Source organism: Alistipes timonensis JC136, from assembly GCF_900107675.1.
GTDB classification, from domain to species: domain Bacteria; phylum Bacteroidota; class Bacteroidia; order Bacteroidales; family Rikenellaceae; genus Alistipes; species Alistipes timonensis.
The window spans coordinates 32,935-51,158 of the sequence record NZ_FNRI01000001.1; the positions used below are offsets into that span (position 1 = coordinate 32,935).

Genomic DNA, 18,224 nt, shown 5'->3' on the forward strand with positions numbered 1-18,224 from the left:
TTTGTGTGTCAGAAAAGAATTTCCACGCCGAACGTGAACCGTCGGCTGTCGGTACCTTCGAGCAGGTCGGTGTAGTTACCCTCCCCGATGTAACGTTTCAGTGAAGCTTCGGCATAGAGTCCGGCCCACAGTTTTCCGAAAAGGCGGCGGTAGCGGACTGCCGCGTTGCCGCCGATCCAGGTTGCGGTGATGTATTCGAATGCCGGGTTGGTGTATGCCTGCTTGATGCGGTCCTGCACGTGCTGCGAGGAGGTGATCGGAGCGGCTCCCCGCACGCCGAGCGTCGCCGTGATCCGATTGCGGCCGAATGCGAAGAATTTCGATGCCTCGACCGACCCGATGATGCGGGTGTAGCTTCGGTTGTAGCCGTCCCCCTCGAAGTGGGTCGTTTCCGAATCCTCATACCGTCCTGCGGCGTGCAGTGCAAAGGTCGGAAGCCCGTCGCGGAGCTTGTCGAAACGGTATTCGGCCCGGAAGACCGAAACGGTCTCCTTGTTTTTCAGCCCCGAAGCCTGCACTTTGTAGGAGAGCTGGTTGTTCTTGTCGGGGTCTACGTAGGCGGTTTGTTCGTACCAGATACCTTCCACGCGCTTGTGGTCCCATCCGACGATGACGTTGTGCGTGCGCCGGGAGTTGCCGAAACGCAGGCGGTCGCTGACGCCGAAACTCGTGCGCGAATAGTCGCCGCCGAGGAACGTGAAAGCGGCGCCTCCGTCACGGGCCTCCTGTGTGCTCGACGCATAGGTAGCTTCGAGCAGGTTGGCGAAGCCCCGGCCGCCGTCCCAGGCGAATTGCAGGGCTCCGGTGTACTCCGTGCCGGTGTAGTTGCGCGGATAGGATAGCGACGTGCCGGTCGAGATCGTGCTGTAATCGCCCAGCCCGTTGAAACGGAAATAGACGTAGGATTCGCGCGGGTCGATGACCTCGTGCGAGATCGACTCGCTCATCAGGTCGAATCCGCCCGAGAGTCCCAGCGAAAATCCGCCGCCCATCAGATATTGGACACCGGGCGTGATGACGAAATGCATGCCGTCGGTCTTGGGGCGCGGGTCGGTCTGGTTGGCCGAACTGCCGGTGTTGTAGTCGAGCTTCAGAGCGAGTATCAGCCGTTCCAGCGGCTTGTAGGCCACCGTTCCGCTCAGGTTGAAGCGCTGGGTGTTGAAATCCGACGGGATCGAATCGCCGAGGATGAAAGGATTGTCGTCGGCGATCTGAAGCGTCGAGTTCCAGCGCCGGGCATACTCCTTGCCGTCGTTGTAGGCGATGCTTCCGGAGCAGATCACCTTGTTGAACCGCTGCTGTCCGGAGATTCCGACTCCGAAGGCGTTGATCTTCGAGGATTCGTCCACATCGTGCAGGTCGCCCCGGCGGATGTCGTAATCCGCATGGAAGTCGAGCAGGTTCCCGACGGGCGAGAACCACAGCGCCGAGGGGTTGTGGCTCCGGGAATAGAGGTTTCCGGAGCGCTCTATTTCCTGATAGACGGGAAGTTGCGCCTTCTGCTGGGCACGAAGCGTTCCGCCGCCGAAGAGCAGCAATGCGCACAATGCGGTACCCGGGTATCTTTTCATCGTAAGAAATGCGTTAGGTGTGGTGTCGTAAAACCGAAACGGCGCTTTTCGACGGCACCGTTTCGGTCGTGATTGCGGAATCGGATTCCGGACTTAGTCCGCCTGCGTGGGGTGTACGCCGGGGGTAAGCGGCTGCTCCGTCAGGAAATCGTTCGTCGTGTTGTTGGTGTCCTGATAGTAGGCGCGTCCTCCCTCGACTTTGGTAACCTTGCGGCGGATGCTCTTGCCCGAGAATCCCGAGACAGCGGCGAATCCGGCGTCGTCGCGAGCCAGCAATGTGTGATAATGGGTGCTTTCCGTAGCGTCGTACATTTCAACGGCGTCGAGCAGGTATTCGCTGGGAAGCATGAAATAGAGTTGCGTTGCGTCTACTTTGTTCGGTTCGGTCATGAAGTTGTCCGAGTTGGCGGCGAACTGCGAGGGAGTCATGCCTTCGGGCAGTTTGGCCAGAACCAGACCCCCGCCGAAGAAGCCCGGGCCCAGACGGCGCTGGTTTTCGAGGTTGTAAACGATTTCGAGGTTGGGAGCGTCGTAGTCGGCGTCTGCCTGGCCTGCGTCGGGAACGTAGCACTCCCAATCGGCATTGGCGAGGTTGGCGGCGCCGTCGGCCGACCAGTCTTTGGCATCGTTGGCGACGACCACGCTTTCGCCCGGTTGCAGCGGGTGCTCTTTACCCGTGCCGGGGAAGGCGGCTACGATGCCGTAAAGCGGGTATTTGTCGAGCTGTGTGCCGGAGGCGTCCACCCAGGGGTTCGGTTTGGCCAAAACGGTCATTGCGCCGATAATCACCTGGTCGAGATATTGTACCTCGTCCGAATTGTTGACGATTTCCATATAGGTATCGTTCAGTTTGTAATTGTATGAGGTCGAGTACACCTCTTTGAATACGAGCGGTGATTTGTTGACCTCGGTCAGGGTCACCGCAGCGCTCTTGTTGTCGAACACGTCGGCCGTCGCGGCGCCGGTGAAAGTGATGGTCGTCGAATAGCGGCCCGTCGCGGTGATCTGGTACTGTCCCGACGACACCTCGAACGTGACCGACGTTGCGCCGGCGGCAGTGGTTTCGGTATAGGTCAGCTCCTTGTCGGAGTTCACGGCCGTCACGGTCATGGCCGGCAGCTGTGATGCTTCATATCCCGTGGGAGCGGTCAGGTTGACCGTCAGTTGGAGTTTTTTCGATCCGTTGTCGCCTCCGTCGTCGTCGTTGCCGTTGTCGCAGCTTGCGAACAGCAGGGTGGCGCTTGCTGCGAAGAGCAGCCCGGCCTTTGCCAATAAGTTCGTCCTTTTCATCGTTTCCTGGTTTTTATGATACAAATGGTGATTTTTTGAGTTATCTGCTGCCGATACGCAGTTTCAGCTCGGCACCGAAATACATGTCGGGGTAAATCTGCTTGTAACCCGTGCGGGTGTCGTAATAGTGCCAGCGGGAGGTGCGCGTGAAATTGTTGGCCGTGAACGAAAGTTCGGCGACGCGCCCGATCTCCTTCGTCAGGCGGAAGTTGAACATCACCCACGGGCGGAACGTTTCCCGGTCGTAGGCGGTCGCGAGGGACTTGCCGACCATCTGGGAGTATTCCGGACGCCCCTCGAATCCCTTTTGCCAGGCTGTGTAGTTGCCCTGCTTGTCGTAGAACCCGACGGGCATGACCTGCATGAACTTCCCGTCTTCGGAAAGGCTGAACAGGTCGTTGCCGCTGCCGTCCTGCCAGACGTTCTGCTGGCTTTCGTACCAGACGACCTGCATGGTCGTCGAGAAGACCAGTTTCAGTTGCGGGATGTGGGTGATGAAGCGGAAATTGGTGTTCACGCGGTTTTGCAGCGTGCCGCTTCCGGCCGGCATAAGGCGGATGTAGTCGTAGGTCTCGTTGATCTTCGAATAGTATTCCTGCTCGTCGGTGCGCCTGATATGGAACCACGCTCCGTCGATGATCAGCGAAGTGCGCAGGGCGCGCCAGCTTCCGAGGTCGAAACTGTACTCGACGCCTTGTTTCTCGGTGCGCGAATTGTTGGTGGGGCGGTAATAGGTGGCGATGTAGTCCTCCTTTTTCGTTGCGGCCTCGACGGTGCGGCCTGACTCGTCGGTGTATGTCACCTTGCCGTTGTCGAACCGGAGATCGGTGGCCTCCGACGGTACGTCGTAGGTTTCGTAGTGCATGTAGTGGGGTGTCGTCGAGAAGCCGAATTCGTTGGTGTGCTTCTCGCGGAAATAGGTCACCATACCGCGCACGCGCCCCAGCCGGAACGAAAGTCCGGCCTCGTACTTGCGGCTGCGGGCGGGCTTGAGGTTGGGATTCGCCAGATCGGTCAGGATGTCGGTGGTCATGACACCCAGCGTTCCCGTCGGGTCCGTGTTGGAGATTTTGGCCAGGCTGACCCGGTCGAAATAGGCGTCGTCGGGGTAGAGGTAGAGCAGCGTGGGCATCTTGTAGGAGAGGCCCCAACCGCCCGTGACGGCGACGGCCGCCCTGGGCCCTTCGTACAGCGAATAGTTGAGGTTGACACGCGGCTCGGCGACGAAGATGTCGTCCTGCCTGGCCTGCGGATCGAGGAACATGTTCGTCAGGCGCACACCGGCCTGCAGGGCGAGCGACGTTCCCCCGATTTTGAGATTGAGCCTGTCTTCAAAGAAGAAGGCGAGGTTGTTCAGCGCCGGAACATCCCGGAACGACCGGGGACGCAGTGCTTGGCTGGATGTGTTCTGCGGCGGTTGCCGGATGTCGAAGATCAGCCCGCCGCCGTAATTGGCGTCATACCGCCAGTCGACTCCGGCCCGGAGATTGGTAAAATTCCCCCCCCCTCCGAGTTGGATGATCTTGTTGGCCTTTACTTGTAGATAAACGCTCAGCGGCTTACCTTCTATTTCATAGTCCGAATAGTACGACGACGGGAGGAACGTACCCAGTCCGACACCGGGTTTGAGCGTGTTGGTGACCACGCTGCTGGCCGAAGCGATGTAGTCGTGCAGCTGGTCGCTCTGGTAGGCCTGCGATACCATGAAGCCGTATTCGAGGGCCGTAAGCGCGGCTCCGTTGATTTTCCAACTGCCTTCGGCGTTCAGACGTGCGCCGATGCTCTTATTCTTAAAGGTGCTGCTCGTGACCTGCATCTGCGGGTCGGTCTTGCTGTTGTTGACGTTCGAGTAGAACGAGCCGTTGAGGCGCAGGAGCATGGGGCGTCCCGCTACGTCGAAACTTTTCGAGTAACCCAGCGTCGCGGTGATGCGGTCGTAACCCAGATAACGCTTGCGCGTATCGCCGAACGACTGCGTCCAGTCGATGCCCGCGTTGATCGCGCTGCCGTTTTTGAGCGTGAATCCCTTGCCGGCGTACACCATTTTCGAATAGGGGTCGGCCTTGAATTTGGCCTCCCAGGGCGTCGAGCCCGTTTTGGTCTTCACGATGACGACACCCGAGGTCAGGTTGCCGTATTCGACCGACGGAATGCCGCGGATCACCTCCATTGACTCCACGTTGTCGGGCGACACCGAACGCAGGTCGACGCCTTTGCCGGCCGTCGTCTGGTCGCTCATGCCGTTCTGCGACTGGTTCGAGGCGCTTCCCGCGAGCGAGGGCGAGAGGGCCTGCAAGTTGCCGTCGTTCGAGAGCGGGGCTCCGTCGACGATCACCGCGGCGCCCAAGGCGTTGTTGGCGTTGGAGCCGATCTCACGGATGGCGGCCTGTCCCACGCCGTTCAGGTTGGGGTTGACCGACAGGTTGCCCGGAAGCAACTGGAACATGTCGCCGATGCTCATGGGCTGGATGTGGCGGATGGCCTCTTCGCCGATTTTCGACGTGGAGCCCGCACCGGTGGGCTGGGCCGTCACCACGACCTCCTCCAATCCGAGGCTCAGCGGCGTGAGTGCGATTTGGAGGTCCTTGATGTCGGCCGAGAGGACCAGTTTCCGCTCGACGGGGCTGTACCCGAGGAACGAAACGTTGTAGGTGATGGGGCCGCCTTTGAGTTTGTCGAGCCGGAATGCACCCTTCTGGTCGGTCACTACGCCGATCGTATTGTTGACCACGAAAGAGGCCAGCGCCACGGGTTCTCCCGTTTCGGCATTCACAACCCGCCCCGAGATGGAGTAGAGGGGTGTGCTGCTTTTTTGGGCGTGGGCGTCGTATATGGCAAGGAGGAGCGTGATGCTCAGGAGTCGGAAGGCGCGTATCATCGTTTGGATAGCTTTGTTTGTTCGCAAATCTATGCAGATTTTAATTATTTTGCAAATTTACGGGCGTCAAACATAACGTGCAATCCCCATAAAAAGGTATTTTTTTGTCGTTGCCGGAGCCTCGGAACGGCTTTCGGGGCCTTTGCGGGGCGTTGTCGGTCCGTTTGGGCGCGGCGTTTACATTTTGTTGATAAAAAAATCGGCGGATAGGTTCGGAAATTAGGCCGTTTCGAAAAAAATGATTACTTTTGCGAGCAACAAAAATCCACGTTCATTATGTCTTTTATCAATGAAAGGGTTCAGCCCGAAGGACTTACCTTCGACGACGTGCTGCTTATACCCGCCTATTCGGAAGTGTTGCCGCGAGAGGTCAATGTTCAGACCCGTTTTTCGCGAAATATCAAGCTCAACATCCCCATCGTGTCCGCCGCCATGGACACCGTCACCGAGGCGCCGCTGGCCATTGCCCTGGCCCGCGAAGGAGGTATCGGCGTGATCCACAAGAACATGTCCATTGCCGAACAGGCCGCGCAGGTGCGCCGGGTGAAGCGTGCCGAGAACGGCATGATCTACGACCCGGTGACCATCTCCAAGGAGAACACCGTCGGCGATGCCCTGAATCTGATGAAGGAAAACAAGATCGGAGGTATTCCTGTGGTCGATTCGGACAGGATGCTTATCGGCATCGTCACCAACCGAGACCTGCGTTTCCAGCGCGACATGTCGCGCCGTATCGAGGAGGTGATGACTCCCGGCGACCGTCTGATCACGACCCGGAATCCCGAACTCGAGCATGCGTCGGAAATCCTGCTCAACAGCAAGATCGAGAAGCTCCCCGTGGTGGACGATGCGGGGCGTCTGGTGGGGCTTATTACTTATAAGGACATTACCAAGGTGCAGGACCATCCCAACGCCTGCAAGGACGCCAAGGGGCGTCTTCGCGTGGCTGCCGGCGTGGGCATTACGCCCGATGCGCTGGACCGCGTCCGTGCGCTGGTCGCCGAGGATGTCGATGCCGTGGTGCTCGACTCCGCACACGGCCATTCGATCGCCATGGTCCGCAAACTGCGTGAGATCAAAGCCGAGTTTCCGTCGCTCGATGTCGTCGCCGGCAACGTGGCTACGGCCGGTGCCGCGATGTTCCTGATCGAGAACGGCGCCGACGGCGTGAAGGTCGGCATCGGTCCGGGTTCGATCTGTACGACGCGCATCATCGCCGGAGTGGGCGTTCCCCAGCTTTCGGCCATCTTCGACGCCGCGTCGGCCGCTGCCGCCTCGGGTGTACCCATCATCGCCGACGGCGGTTTGCGCTATTCGGGCGACTTGGTGAAAGCGCTGGCTGCGGGCGGTGATTGCGTGATGATCGGTTCGATGTTCGCCGGTACGGAGGAGGCTCCGGGCGAGACGATCATCTACAACGGGCGTAAGTTCAAAAGCTACCGCGGCATGGGCTCGATCGACGCCATGAAGGCCGGTTCGGCCGACCGCTATTTCCAGAAGGGCTGCGAAAACAACTTCAGCAAGCTCGTCCCCGAGGGTATCGCTGCCCGCGTGCCGTTCAAGGGTTCCCTCTCCGAGACGGTCTACCAGCTGATCGGCGGCGTTCGTGCCGGCATGTTCTACTGCGGTGCGAAGGACATCCCGACGTTGCAGCAGGCGCGGTTCGTCCGCATCACGGCTTCGGGTATGCACGAGAGCCATCCGCACGATGTGGCCATTACGAGCGAGGCGCCCAACTATTCGAGCGAACGATAAACAACCTACGATAATGCAGGAAAAAATTCTCATTCTCGACTTCGGGTCGCAGTACACGCAGCTGATCGCACGGCGTGTCCGCGAACTGAGCGTCTATTGCGAAATCCACCCCTTCAACAAGATCCCGGCGCTCGACGCATCGGTGCGGGGTGTGATCCTTTCGGGCAGTCCCTACTCCGTGCGGGACGCCCAGGCACCGACTCCCGACCTTTCGGCCATCAAAGGCAAACTGCCGTTGCTGGGCGTCTGCTACGGAGCCCAGTTCCTCGCTTCGGCCTTCGGCGGCGAGGTGCAGCCCGCACCCAGCCGCGAATACGGCCGTGCGATGCTCACCGTCGGCGACCCGTCGGATGCGCTGATGTGCGGCCTGCCGGCTAAAACGCAGGTGTGGATGTCGCACGGCGACACCATCACGCGCGTACCCGATAATTATAAGCTGATCGCCGGCACCGGGGATGTGCGCGTCGCCGCCTATCACATTGCGGGTGAGCAGACCTGGGGCATTCAGTTCCATCCGGAGGTCTACCACTCGACCGACGGCACGCAACTGCTGAAAAACTTCGTCGTGGGTATCTGCGGCTGTGAACAGTCCTGGACCTCGGAGAGTTTCGTGGAGTCCACCGTGCGCGAACTGCGCGAAAAGCTGGGCGACGACAAGGTCGTGTTAGGGCTTTCGGGCGGAGTCGATTCGTCGGTGGCCGCCGTGCTGCTGCACAAGGCCATCGGCAAGAACCTCTACTGTATCTTCGTCGATTCGGGACTGCTGCGCAAGAACGAGTTCGAGGACGTATTGGAGTCGTATAAGAACATGGGCCTGAACGTCAAAGGCGTGAAAGCCGGAGCCAAGTTCCTGGGCGATCTGGCGGGCGTCGCCGACCCCGAGCGGAAACGCAAGATCATCGGCCGCGACTTCGTGGAGGTATTCAACGAGGAGGCCATTCAGATCGAGGATGTCAAATGGCTGGCCCAGGGTACGATCTATCCGGACGTGATCGAGTCGTGTTCGGTCAACGGCCCTTCGGCCACGATCAAGTCGCACCACAACGTAGGCGGACTTCCTGAAAAGATGAACCTGAAAATCGTCGAGCCGCTGCGTCTGCTGTTCAAAGACGAAGTGCGCCGCGTGGGACGTTCGCTGGGCATTTCCGAACAGCTGATCGGCCGCCATCCCTTCCCGGGACCGGGCCTTGCGATCCGCATTCTGGGCGACATCACCCCCGAGAAGGTCGAGATACTGCAAAACGTGGATAAGATTTATATCGACTCGCTGCGCGCCGCCGGGCTGTACGATAAGGTATGGCAGGCCGGAGCGGTCCTGCTCCCGGTAAAGAGCGTCGGTGTGATGGGTGACGAACGCACCTACGAGAGTTGCGTGGCCCTGCGCGCCGTGACTTCGACGGACGGCATGACAGCCGACTGGGTGCACCTTCCTTACGAGTTCCTGGCCAATGTCTCGAACGATATCATCAACAAGGTCAAAGGGGTCAACCGCGTTGTCTACGACATCTCCTCGAAACCGCCCGCAACGATCGAGTGGGAGTAGGGGTGTTCCCGCTGTATGACGAAAGAACCGCATCCGTTCGGATGCGGTTCTTTCGTCACAGGATTGTCGCCGGCCTGTCACGGCGGTGAAACGTCGGGCGGGTAATTTTGCGGTGTGATCGGATGAAACCTCGCACACCTGATAACCGTATCCCTGAAACTTCACCGGCCCCGCCTGTACCGAGCGGGGCTTTTTTTACGTTCGGAGTGTACGCCGATCCGCCGAATTGCGTATATTTGCAGGACGAACAGCTCCCGATCGAATGAAAGATTTTGCAGCCATAGATTTTGAAACGGCCAACGGAAAGCGCACGAGCGTCTGCTCGGTGGGTGTCGTCGTCGTGCGCGGCGGCGAGGTGACCGACACGTTCTACCGCCTGATCCGTCCCCGTCCCAATTATTACAGCCATTTCACCACGGCCATCCACGGCCTCCGTTACGAAGATACGGCCGAGGCCCCCGATTTCGCCTCCGTATGGCGCGAAATCGAGCCCCGCATCGAGGGACTTCCGCTCGTGGCGCACAATTCGCCTTTCGACGAAGGATGCCTGAAGGCGGTCTTCGATCTCTATGGCATGCCTTATCCCGGTTACACGTTCTATTGTACCTGCCGGGCGTCGCGGCGTATCTTCGGCAGCCGCCTGCCCAACCACCAGCTCCACACCGTTTCCGCCGCCTGCGGCTACGAACTGGAAAATCACCACCATGCGCTGGCCGATGCCGAAGCCTGCGCGCAGATCGCACTCAAACTCCTTTGAATAAAGAAATTCCGGAACTTCGAAGTTCCGGAATTTTTCGATTAAAGCCCCAGCTCCAGCTGGAAACGGATCTCCCAACGATTGTAATTCGGGTCTGCGGACCGGCTGCGGGTGTTGTACGACATGTCGGCCTGCACTTTCAGACTATGGCCGATGATGTAGCGCGTGACACCCAGCGTGGTCTGGTTCCAGTTCCGGTATCCGGCCAGCGGTTGCACTTTCTCCTCGGGGAATAGCGTCGAGTTGCGCAGGGCTACCTCCCATTTGTTCCGGAACAGGTAGCTGGCCTGGATGTTGAGGCCCTGCCCGCTGTACACGAAAGCATTCCGGTCGCCGTCGAACAACGGTTCGTCGCAGGTGCGTCCCATATAATCGGTGTAAAAGGCGAACCCGCGGTATTTGAGGATGAAGTCGGCGAAGTAGGAACCTATGTTGCGCGTGGCGTCGTCGGGCATGATTGCGCCCCGCTGGCCTTTCAGGCGCGAAGCCTTGTGGTTGTAGGAGTAGGCCCCGGCGATCAGGATGCGGGGACGTTCCTCGAAGTCGAAATCGCCTTCCAGCAGGTCGCCCTTGGCTGAGAAGCGCCCCAGCGGGTAGAGTTCCAGACGCCCCGTGTAGGCCATTCCTTCGTTCGACGAACTGCCCCAGTTGCGGCCTTCGCCGAGCGTCACGGAACCTTTGGCCGAGAGGTCGAAGCCGCTCTTGCGGTCGAGGTTGTACTCGCCGAAAAATCCGAAATCGCGGTCGAGGTTGAACTCGCTGTTGACGATGCTGCGGTCGACGAACTGCAGGGCGCTCGACGAGTTGATCCGCGCGCGGTTGGTCTTGATCTTGGTCTGTCCGAACCCGATGTTCCATTTGGCGCTCGGGACGTAGTAGACGATGGCGTCGCGCACGATGTTCATGTTCCCGTTGGGCAGCACCTCGGTGTCGTAACCGGTGAATCCCAGCTGGACCGAGTAGACCAGCTTGGGCGAGTAGATGTAACCGTCGAAGCGCAGCCGGAGGCGTTTGACGCGGGCGTCGGTCTTGGTGAGCGTGAAATCGTCGTCGAACGACAGCGCCAGGAGGTTCTGCATCCGGAAACGCATCGTCAGCTCGAACCAGTTGTTTTTAGGGCGGAACGTGATGCCCTTGCCGACCTCGATGTTGGGCATGTTGCGCAGTTGCTCGATCAGTTCGTAGGTCGAATCGGCCGTAATGATTTCGGCCCGGGGCTGGGCGGTTCGGGGCTGCGGCTCCCGGGCTGCGGCCAGCGACCAGCAGGCGGTGAGCAGGAGCAGGATCGGTAATTTTTTCATCATCGGAATCTCTGTTTGTTTTCTTTCGGGGACGTGCCGGGCAAAAATACAAAAAATGTGCACGTGTTGAAGTTTCCGCTGCAAAGTTGGGGCTGAAATCTGAAATAAACTTGAAATCACGGCTTTTGCAACTCCGGATATGTGAGAAAAAACGGAAAAAATAGGATTTGTGGAATAAAATGTGTATGTTTGTACCGAAAACAATCGAGTTTTGTTTTGAATCTTCTTTGGCAAGTGTCTGATACTGCATCTGTATAGCAGTTTCCCCAATTCTCAAAATCGACCTCATCCCTTACTCTTTTGTTCTGTGCGATGCGTTTGCGGCGTATTGCAGTTGTTTTCCGAATCCGCAAAAAACAAATAGATTGAATGGCCAAACGAATTACATCGGGAAAGCGAGAAAGAGAAAAACTAAAACAGACAAAGCGTCAGGACAAGCAGAAGAAAAAGGAGGAGCGCATGAGCGGCGGCAGCCGCAGCTTCGAGGATATGCTGGCTTATGTCGATGAGAACGGCGTGCTTCATACCTCACAGGAGGACGTAAAACCCCGGGAGGAGGTCGATATCTCCGAGATCGAGGTTTCGGTACCCCGTCAGTCGGAGATCGAGGACGAAGAGCCCATGAGCGGACGGGTGGAATATTTCACCGCTTCGAAGGGATACGGCTTCATCAAAGACGCCTCGGACGGCGAAAAATACTTTTTCCATATCACCAACGCCCCGGCGGGGATCGCCGAAGGCGACCGGGTGACTTTTGAACTCGAGCGCGGCACGCGCGGAATGAACGCAGTACGGATAGCTATTATCAACAAATAGGCATTTTTTAACTTTTATTTTAATTTTTTAGCAGAATGAACATTTATGTTTCGCATCTGAGCTGGGGCACGAGCAGTGAAGGCTTAGGAAATTTATTCGCACAGTTTGGCGAAGTCGCTTCGGCCAACGTCATCACTGACCGGGAAACGGGTCGTTCGCGCGGTTTCGGCTTTGTCGAAATGCCCGACGACGAGCAGGCTCGGAAGGCTATGGAACAGCTCAACGGCACCAACTTCGAGGGCCAGACGATCACCGTAAACGAGGCTCGTCCCCGTGAGGAGCGTCCTTCGGGTGGTTTCGGCGGCAACCGCGGCGGTGGCTACGGCGGCGGCAACCGCGGCCGGAGATTCTAAACGAGTCCGACAAGAACGATCTTCGGGGATTATCCCCTTAACCCATACGAACGAGGCGGTGCGAACCGCCTCGCTTTTTTATTTCCCACACGCACAGCGATATCGGGAGAGATGCGGAAAATAGCTGGCCGAAGCCCCGTGTTTTTCGAAAAAAAGCGATATCTTGCCGTCGTGAAAGCGACCGTGCTGGAAAAACTCAAAGTGCTGGCCGAATCGGCCAAATACGACGTCTCGTGCGCGTCGAGCGGCGTCACGCGCCGTAACCGCCCGGGCGATGTGGGCAGCACGGCGGGGTGGGGCATCTGCCACACCTTCACGGCCGACGGCCGCTGCGTCTCGCTGCTGAAGATCATGCTCACCAACGTCTGCATCTACGACTGCGCCTACTGCATCAACCGCCGCAGCAACGACATCCCGCGCGCCGCGTTCACCCCCGACGAACTGACCGAGCTGACGATCGAGTTTTTCCGCCGCAACTACATCGAGGGGCTGTTTCTCTCGTCGGGCGTCGTCCGCAATCCCGACTACACGATGGAGCGCATGGTCCGCGTGGTCCGCGACCTGCGCACGGTCCACCGCTTCAACGGCTACATCCACCTGAAAAGCATTCCCGGCGCCAGCCCCGAGTTGGTTGCCGAGGCGGGACGCTATGCCGACCGCATGAGCGTCAATATCGAAATCCCGACGGAGCGCAACCTGCTGCTGTTGGCTCCCGACAAGAACTACGAGAGCATCTACCGCCCGATGAGCTACATCCAGCAGGGGGTGCTGCAAAGTGCCGAGGAGCGTGCCCGCTTCCGCCATGCGCCCCGCTTTGTCCCTGCGGGGCAGAGTACGCAGATGATCGTCGGGGCCACCGACGAGAGCGACCGCGACATTCTGCTGCTTTCGTCGTCGCTCTATGACCGTCCCACGATGAAGCGCGTCTACTATTCGGGCTTCATCCCGGTTAATCCCTACGACAAGCGACTGCCGGCATTGGACAAGGCGCCCCTCGTGCGTGAGAACCGGCTCTACCAGGCCGACTGGCTGATGCGTTTCTATGGGTTCCGGGCTGACGAGATCGCCGACGAGCGTACGCCGCGTCTCGATTTGGAGATCGACCCCAAGCTGGCCTGGGCCCTGCGGCATCCCGAATATTTTCCGGTCGACGTCAACCGCGCCGATTACGAGATGTTGCTGCGCGTGCCGGGCATCGGGGTCAAATCGGCACGGCTGATCGTCACTTCGCGCCGCTACCGGACGCTGACGCAGCACTCTTTGAAGCAGATCGGCGTGGTGATGAAGAAAGCGCAGTATTTCATCCTCTGCCGCGAACTGGCCATGGGGCAGGGTGTCAACGAACTCCGCCCGGAGCAGGTGCGCCGCCTGCTCACCGCCCCGCAGCGGCGTAAATCCGATAAAAATGAGGGCCAGTTGACCCTGTTTTGACGCCCATGCTGGTATTTCGTTACGATAAAACTTTCGACGGGCTGCTGTCGGCCGTGTTCGACGCCTATTCGCTGCACGTGTTTCCCGAGGCGCTGATCGGTCCCGGGGAACCCGAGCCGCTCTTTACGGAGCGCGTCCACGATGTCGTGACCGACGAGGCGCATGCCTCCCGCGTGTGGCGGGGGCTCGAACGGCGGCTTATCACCCGCGCCCGTTCGATGTTCGTTTATGCCTGGCATGGGGAGCAGATCGGGGGCGACCTGCTGATGCTGCGCTGCCTGCGACGTGTTTTCGACGAGGGCGGAGGCGTCGTCGCCGATCAGGGCGATCCCGACATGAAGGCCCTGCACCGGCTGGCGCTTCAGGTCTCCCACGAGCGGGAACGCATGAAGCAGTTCGTGCGGCTCCAGAAAGCCGCAGACGGGACCTATTTTGCCGCTGTGACGCCCGAGCACAACGCCCTGCCGCTGGCGTTGGACTATTTCATCGACCGTTTCGCCGACCAGCGGTGGCTCATCTACGACCGCAAACGCGATTACGGATACTATTACGACGGCACTTCGGCGCGCCGCATCACGCTGGAGGACGACCGGGGGATGATCGCCGACAAACTCGCCGACGAGTGGCTTGCCGAGGACGAACGGCAGTTCCAGCTCTTGTGGAAAAACTATTTCCGGGCGCTGGCCATTCCCCAGCGGACGAACGAACGCCTTCAGCGCCGCATGATGCCGCGCCGTTACTGGAAACACCTGACCGAGATGGAGTGAATGCCGGAAGCGGGGTTTAACGCTGCTGTTTGTCCGGGGCGCCGAAACGCCCGATCACCGGAAAGCCGAAGAATCCGTGCCGCATGGTAACCGTTTTCGGGTGATTTTCCCGGCAGGAGTTGTAGACGGACGACGATACCTGCATCTTCCGGCGCATGCCGTCGGCGAACGCGATCCGCAGATAGAAGACCTCGTAAGTCCGGCCTTGCACCGAACGATGGCCGACCCGGTAACGCTGGCGGCGCACTTTGTGGATTTTCTCCGTGACGGTAATCTGCTCGCCGTACTCCGATGCCGGGTCCGCCAACAGGTAATTGCCGCCCATAAAGAGGAAATAGAGCGCAGTCCCGACTCCGAGCAGATGGCACAACCGGTTTATATCCCGGTCGTCGGACCCTGTCAGCCGATTCCACCGTCGGGAAAGGAGGGGTATCGTAGCCACGGCTCCGCCGACGGCCACGGCAACGGGCAACCACCAGACGATCCGGGTCTTTTCGTAACAGAGATAGCCGTATACCCCCGCCATCAGCAGAAGCGCCGTTGCGGAGATGCGTATGATATTCAACAGTCGGTTGCCCATGAAGACGGTCTGAAAATGAAAATCCCGCAAACATCTATTTGCAGGATTCCTTGGCGGAGAGGACGAGATTCGAACTCGTGGTACAGGTTGCCCCGTACGTCGGTTTAGCAAACCGGTGGTTTCAGCCACTCACCCACCTCTCCGGTCACGCCTCCCGGCTGTTAGCTCCGAAAGGGTGTGCAAATATAGAATCTTTTTGGGTAAATACAAAGAATTGCGGTCAAAATTTATATATTTGCCTCAAATCTCCGGGCTCGCTTTGAAACTCTTTCGCCGTATATTATATATGGTGTGCCGCTGTATCGCGGTATTTTTTGCTGTGCCGTGCGAAGTTGTGCCGGATTGGAACGAATCATTGAAAAACTGAAACAGCATGAAACGGATTTTAGTTCTTTTGCTGGCCCTCGGTGCCGTCTGCACCCTGGGCGCCAAGACGCAGAAATGCAATTATCGCGTAACGGTTACGGGTTTCCGCACCGAATGCCCGGTCGTCATCCGGGATGTGCCCGAATGGGCCCAGAGCGCCGTCGTGTCGCTCGGAGGCGTACATCAGATTCCCTCCCAACTGGATAAACGGCTGGGCGAACTGGTCTTCGTGGCCAACATCTCCGGGCAGCAGGATTTTCGGGTGGTTTACTCCTCGGAGCCCGACAAGCGGGTGTTCAAAAGCCGCGTGCATGCCCAGATGTGGCTGAAAAATCCGGACAAGAGCCTGCGGGCGGCGGATACGCTCTCCTCGACGCAGAACGACATGTACCAAAAACTCCACCACCACGGTCCGGCCTTCGAGTCGGAATACGCGGCCTACCGCATCTATTTCGACAACAAGCAAACCATCGACACCTATGGCAAGAAACGCCCCCGGCTGGAGTTGGCCGAGACGATGTGGTACCCCTCGGACGAACAGTTGGCCGCCGGTTACGGACACGACAACCTGCGGGTTTTCGGTTCGGTGGGCGTGGGGACGCTCAAAGGCTGGGACGCCGAAAAGAGGAAAATGGTCCACATCGCCGACTTCAAACGCCGCGAGGCCCGGATACTGGCCAAAGGACCCGTCCGCACGATCGTCGAGATGCGGGTCGAGGGGTGGAAATACGGCGGCCGTGAGATCGCCGTGACTTCGCGTTACATCCTCTATGCCGGGCACAGCGACGTGCAGGTCGAGAACCGCATCGAGGGCGATTACAAGGGGTTGGTCTTCACGACGGGCGTGATGAAGATGGCGGATAACAAGGTGTACAGGGATAATGACGTGATCGCCGCCTTCGGGTGCGATTACCCCGAGAACGACACCCTGAAATGGGAGAAGGAGAGCGTCGGACTGGCCGTCGCCGTACCGCAGAAACAGGTGGTCTCGCAGATCGACGATAAGACCAGCTACCTGTTCCAGCTCACGCCCGACGCCCGCGGGCGCATCGACTACGTATTCGAAATGATCTGGCGCAAGAGCGAATGGCTCAAAAAACGCAGCGATACGGAGTGTGTCCTGGGGTTGATGGAATCGGTCCGTTCGGCCCGCACGGCGGTCATTGTCTCGCGGATTCCGTAGTTTTGGGAAAAGTTTTCGCCGCTGCGAAGGACGATCGGGGCGTTGCGGAACCGGATTTGCAGGAGTCATGGTAAAAATGTAAACGTTGTATTATTGACCTCGTCTTAGATACTTTCGCTCGGCAAAATGCAAGTAAACTTGCTTTTGCACTCGCTTATTCGTATCTTTGTCCGATATCTCGCTTGTGATGGAAGAAAACGAAAAAGACATACTGGAAAATATCGGAGAACAGGAATACAAGTACGGCTTTACTTCCGACATCGAGACCGAAACCATCGGCAAGGGTCTCTCGGAGGATGTCGTGCGGCTGATCTCCGCCAAAAAGGGCGAGCCGGAGTGGATGACCGAGCGGCGCGTGGCGGCCTACCGCCACTGGCTGACGCTGGAGGCTCCGACGTGGGCCCACCTGACGATTCCTCCGATCGACTTTCAGGAGATCATCTACTATGCGGCTCCCAAGCCCAAAAAGCAACTGGGTTCGATGGACGAGGTCGATCCCGAGCTGAAGCGCACGTTCGACAAGCTGGGCATTCCGCTCGAGGAACAGATGGCGCTGGCGGGCGTTGCGGTCGACGCCGTGATGGACTCCGTGTCGGTCAAAACCACTTTCAAAGAGGTGCTGGCCGAGAAAGGGATCATCTTCTGTTCGATCTCCGAGGCGCTGCGCGACTTCCCCGAATTGGTGAAGAAGTACCTCGGGAGCGTCGTGCCCTATACCGACAATTTCTACGCTGCGCTGAACGCCGCGGTTTTTTCCGACGGATCGTTTTGTTACATCCCCAAGGGGGTGCGCTGCCCGATGGAGCTTTCGACCTATTTCCGCATCAACGCCGCCGGCACGGGGCAGTTCGAACGCACGCTGATCGTAGCCGACGAGGGCTCCTATGTGAGCTACCTCGAGGGGTGCACCGCGCCTCAGCGCGATGAAAATCAGTTGCATGCCGCCGTCGTGGAGATCATCGTCGAGCGGGACGCCGAGGTGAAATACTCCACCGTCCAGAACTGGTATCCCGGCGACCGGCAGGGCCGGGGCGGCGTCTACAACTTCGTGACCAAACGCGGCATCTGCCGCGAGAACGCCCGCCTGTCGTGGACGCAGGTCGAGACGGGTTCGGCGATCACGTGGAAATACCCGAGCTGCATCCTCGCGGGCGACAACGCTGTCGGGGAGTTCTACTCGGTGGCCATGACCAACAATTTCCAGCAGGCCGACACGGGTACGAAGATGATCCACATCGGCCGCAACACCCGCAGCCGCATCGTGTCGAAGGGCATTTCCGCAGGCCGGAGCGAGAACTCTTACCGCGGCATGGTCCGTGTGGCGAAGGGGGCTGAGAACGCCCGCAACTACTCGCAGTGCGATTCGCTGCTGATCGGCGACCGGTGCGGGGCGCATACCTTCCCGGTGATCGACGTGCGCAATCGTACGGGTGTGGTGGAACACGAGGCCACGACCTCGAAAATTTCCGACGACCAATTGTTCTACTGCAACCAGCGCGGGCTTTCGACCGAGGACGCCGTGGGATTGATCGTCAACGGCTATGCCCGCGAGGTGCTGTCGAAACTGCCGATGGAATTCGCCGTCGAGGCGCAAAAACTGCTGGCCTTGCAGTTGGAGGGATCGGTCGGATAG

General features: G+C 58.9%; 14 protein-coding genes and 1 tRNA gene. 9 read left to right on the forward strand and 6 right to left on the reverse strand.

The features are described from left to right. Nucleotides 1–8: 8 nt before the first annotated feature. The 3 genes from BLU78_RS00120 to BLU78_RS00130 all read right to left on the reverse strand — a co-directional run bounded on the left by BLU78_RS00120 (nucleotide 9) and on the right by BLU78_RS00130 (nucleotide 5,739). Entirely contained in the window at nucleotides 9–1,571 is a 1,563-nt protein-coding gene (locus BLU78_RS00120) for a DUF6850 family outer membrane beta-barrel protein (protein ID WP_229096482.1), read from the reverse strand. Between the two features lie 93 nt (nucleotides 1,572–1,664). Then, nucleotides 1,665–2,861, reverse strand: coding sequence for a DUF4876 domain-containing protein (locus tag BLU78_RS00125; RefSeq protein ID WP_044106053.1), 1,197 nt, complete (start codon nucleotides 2,859–2,861; stop codon nucleotides 1,665–1,667). 40 nt (nucleotides 2,862–2,901) lie between these two features. Then, nucleotides 2,902–5,739 carry a TonB-dependent receptor gene (locus BLU78_RS00130; protein ID WP_010258544.1) on the reverse strand — a complete coding sequence of 946 codons (2,838 nt, stop codon included), beginning with the start codon at nucleotides 5,737–5,739 and terminating at the stop codon, nucleotides 2,902–2,904. 276 nt (nucleotides 5,740–6,015) lie between these two features. Between BLU78_RS00130 and guaB the strand changes: the two genes are divergently transcribed. From guaB to BLU78_RS00145, 3 genes are all read left to right on the forward strand, one after another. Then, on the forward strand, nucleotides 6,016–7,494 hold the full coding sequence (gene guaB / locus BLU78_RS00135) for an IMP dehydrogenase (protein WP_010258547.1): 1,479 nt from the start codon (nucleotides 6,016–6,018) through the stop codon (nucleotides 7,492–7,494). 13 nt (nucleotides 7,495–7,507) lie between these two features. Then, entirely contained in the window at nucleotides 7,508–9,037 is a 1,530-nt protein-coding gene (guaA, locus tag BLU78_RS00140; RefSeq protein ID WP_010258550.1) for a glutamine-hydrolyzing GMP synthase, read from the forward strand. Nucleotides 9,038–9,299: 262 nt separating this feature from the next. Continuing rightward, nucleotides 9,300–9,794, forward strand: a complete 495-nt coding sequence (locus tag BLU78_RS00145) for a 3'-5' exonuclease (RefSeq protein ID WP_010258554.1) — start codon at nucleotides 9,300–9,302, stop codon at nucleotides 9,792–9,794. A 41-nt stretch (nucleotides 9,795–9,835) separates the two neighbouring features. On the opposite strand, the gene BLU78_RS00150 is transcribed toward BLU78_RS00145, so the two are convergent. Further along, nucleotides 9,836–11,095 carry a porin gene (locus BLU78_RS00150; protein ID WP_026020536.1) on the reverse strand — a complete coding sequence of 420 codons (1,260 nt, stop codon included), beginning with the start codon at nucleotides 11,093–11,095 and terminating at the stop codon, nucleotides 9,836–9,838. Nucleotides 11,096–11,464: 369 nt separating this feature from the next. Here BLU78_RS00150 and BLU78_RS00155 point away from each other — a divergent pair, with 369 nt between their 5' ends. The 4 genes from BLU78_RS00155 (at nucleotide 11,465) to BLU78_RS00170 (ending at nucleotide 14,462) form a co-directional block, all read left to right on the forward strand. Beyond that, nucleotides 11,465–11,911 carry a cold-shock protein gene (locus tag BLU78_RS00155; RefSeq protein ID WP_026020537.1) on the forward strand — a complete coding sequence of 149 codons (447 nt, stop codon included), beginning with the start codon at nucleotides 11,465–11,467 and terminating at the stop codon, nucleotides 11,909–11,911. Nucleotides 11,912–11,946: 35 nt separating this feature from the next. Continuing rightward, nucleotides 11,947–12,264 carry an RNA recognition motif domain-containing protein gene (locus tag BLU78_RS00160; protein WP_010258564.1) on the forward strand — a complete coding sequence of 106 codons (318 nt, stop codon included), beginning with the start codon at nucleotides 11,947–11,949 and terminating at the stop codon, nucleotides 12,262–12,264. A gap of 171 nt (nucleotides 12,265–12,435) precedes the next feature. After that, the gene (locus BLU78_RS00165; protein WP_026020538.1) at nucleotides 12,436–13,695 is read left to right on the forward strand and encodes a putative DNA modification/repair radical SAM protein; all 1,260 of its coding nucleotides are present in this window, start codon (nucleotides 12,436–12,438) and stop codon (nucleotides 13,693–13,695) included. 5 nt (nucleotides 13,696–13,700) lie between these two features. Continuing rightward, nucleotides 13,701–14,462 carry a TIGR03915 family putative DNA repair protein gene (locus BLU78_RS00170; RefSeq protein ID WP_020693625.1) on the forward strand — a complete coding sequence of 254 codons (762 nt, stop codon included), beginning with the start codon at nucleotides 13,701–13,703 and terminating at the stop codon, nucleotides 14,460–14,462. A gap of 16 nt (nucleotides 14,463–14,478) precedes the next feature. On the opposite strand, the gene BLU78_RS00175 is transcribed toward BLU78_RS00170, so the two are convergent. Both BLU78_RS00175 and BLU78_RS00180 read right to left on the reverse strand, forming a co-directional pair. Further along, nucleotides 14,479–15,042, reverse strand: a complete 564-nt coding sequence (locus BLU78_RS00175; protein ID WP_052306677.1) for a hypothetical protein — start codon at nucleotides 15,040–15,042, stop codon at nucleotides 14,479–14,481. A 51-nt stretch (nucleotides 15,043–15,093) separates the two neighbouring features. Continuing rightward, nucleotides 15,094–15,185: transfer RNA gene (locus BLU78_RS00180), tRNA-Ser, on the reverse strand. Nucleotides 15,186–15,415: 230 nt separating this feature from the next. On the opposite strand from BLU78_RS00180, the gene BLU78_RS00185 reads away from it, so the two are divergent. Both BLU78_RS00185 and sufB read left to right on the forward strand, forming a co-directional pair. Then, nucleotides 15,416–16,591 (forward strand): DUF4861 family protein, encoded by a 1,176-nt coding sequence (locus BLU78_RS00185; RefSeq protein ID WP_010258581.1) that lies wholly within the window; start codon nucleotides 15,416–15,418, stop codon nucleotides 16,589–16,591. A 187-nt stretch (nucleotides 16,592–16,778) separates the two neighbouring features. Then, nucleotides 16,779–18,224, forward strand: a complete 1,446-nt coding sequence (gene sufB / locus BLU78_RS00190; protein ID WP_010258584.1) for a Fe-S cluster assembly protein SufB — start codon at nucleotides 16,779–16,781, stop codon at nucleotides 18,222–18,224.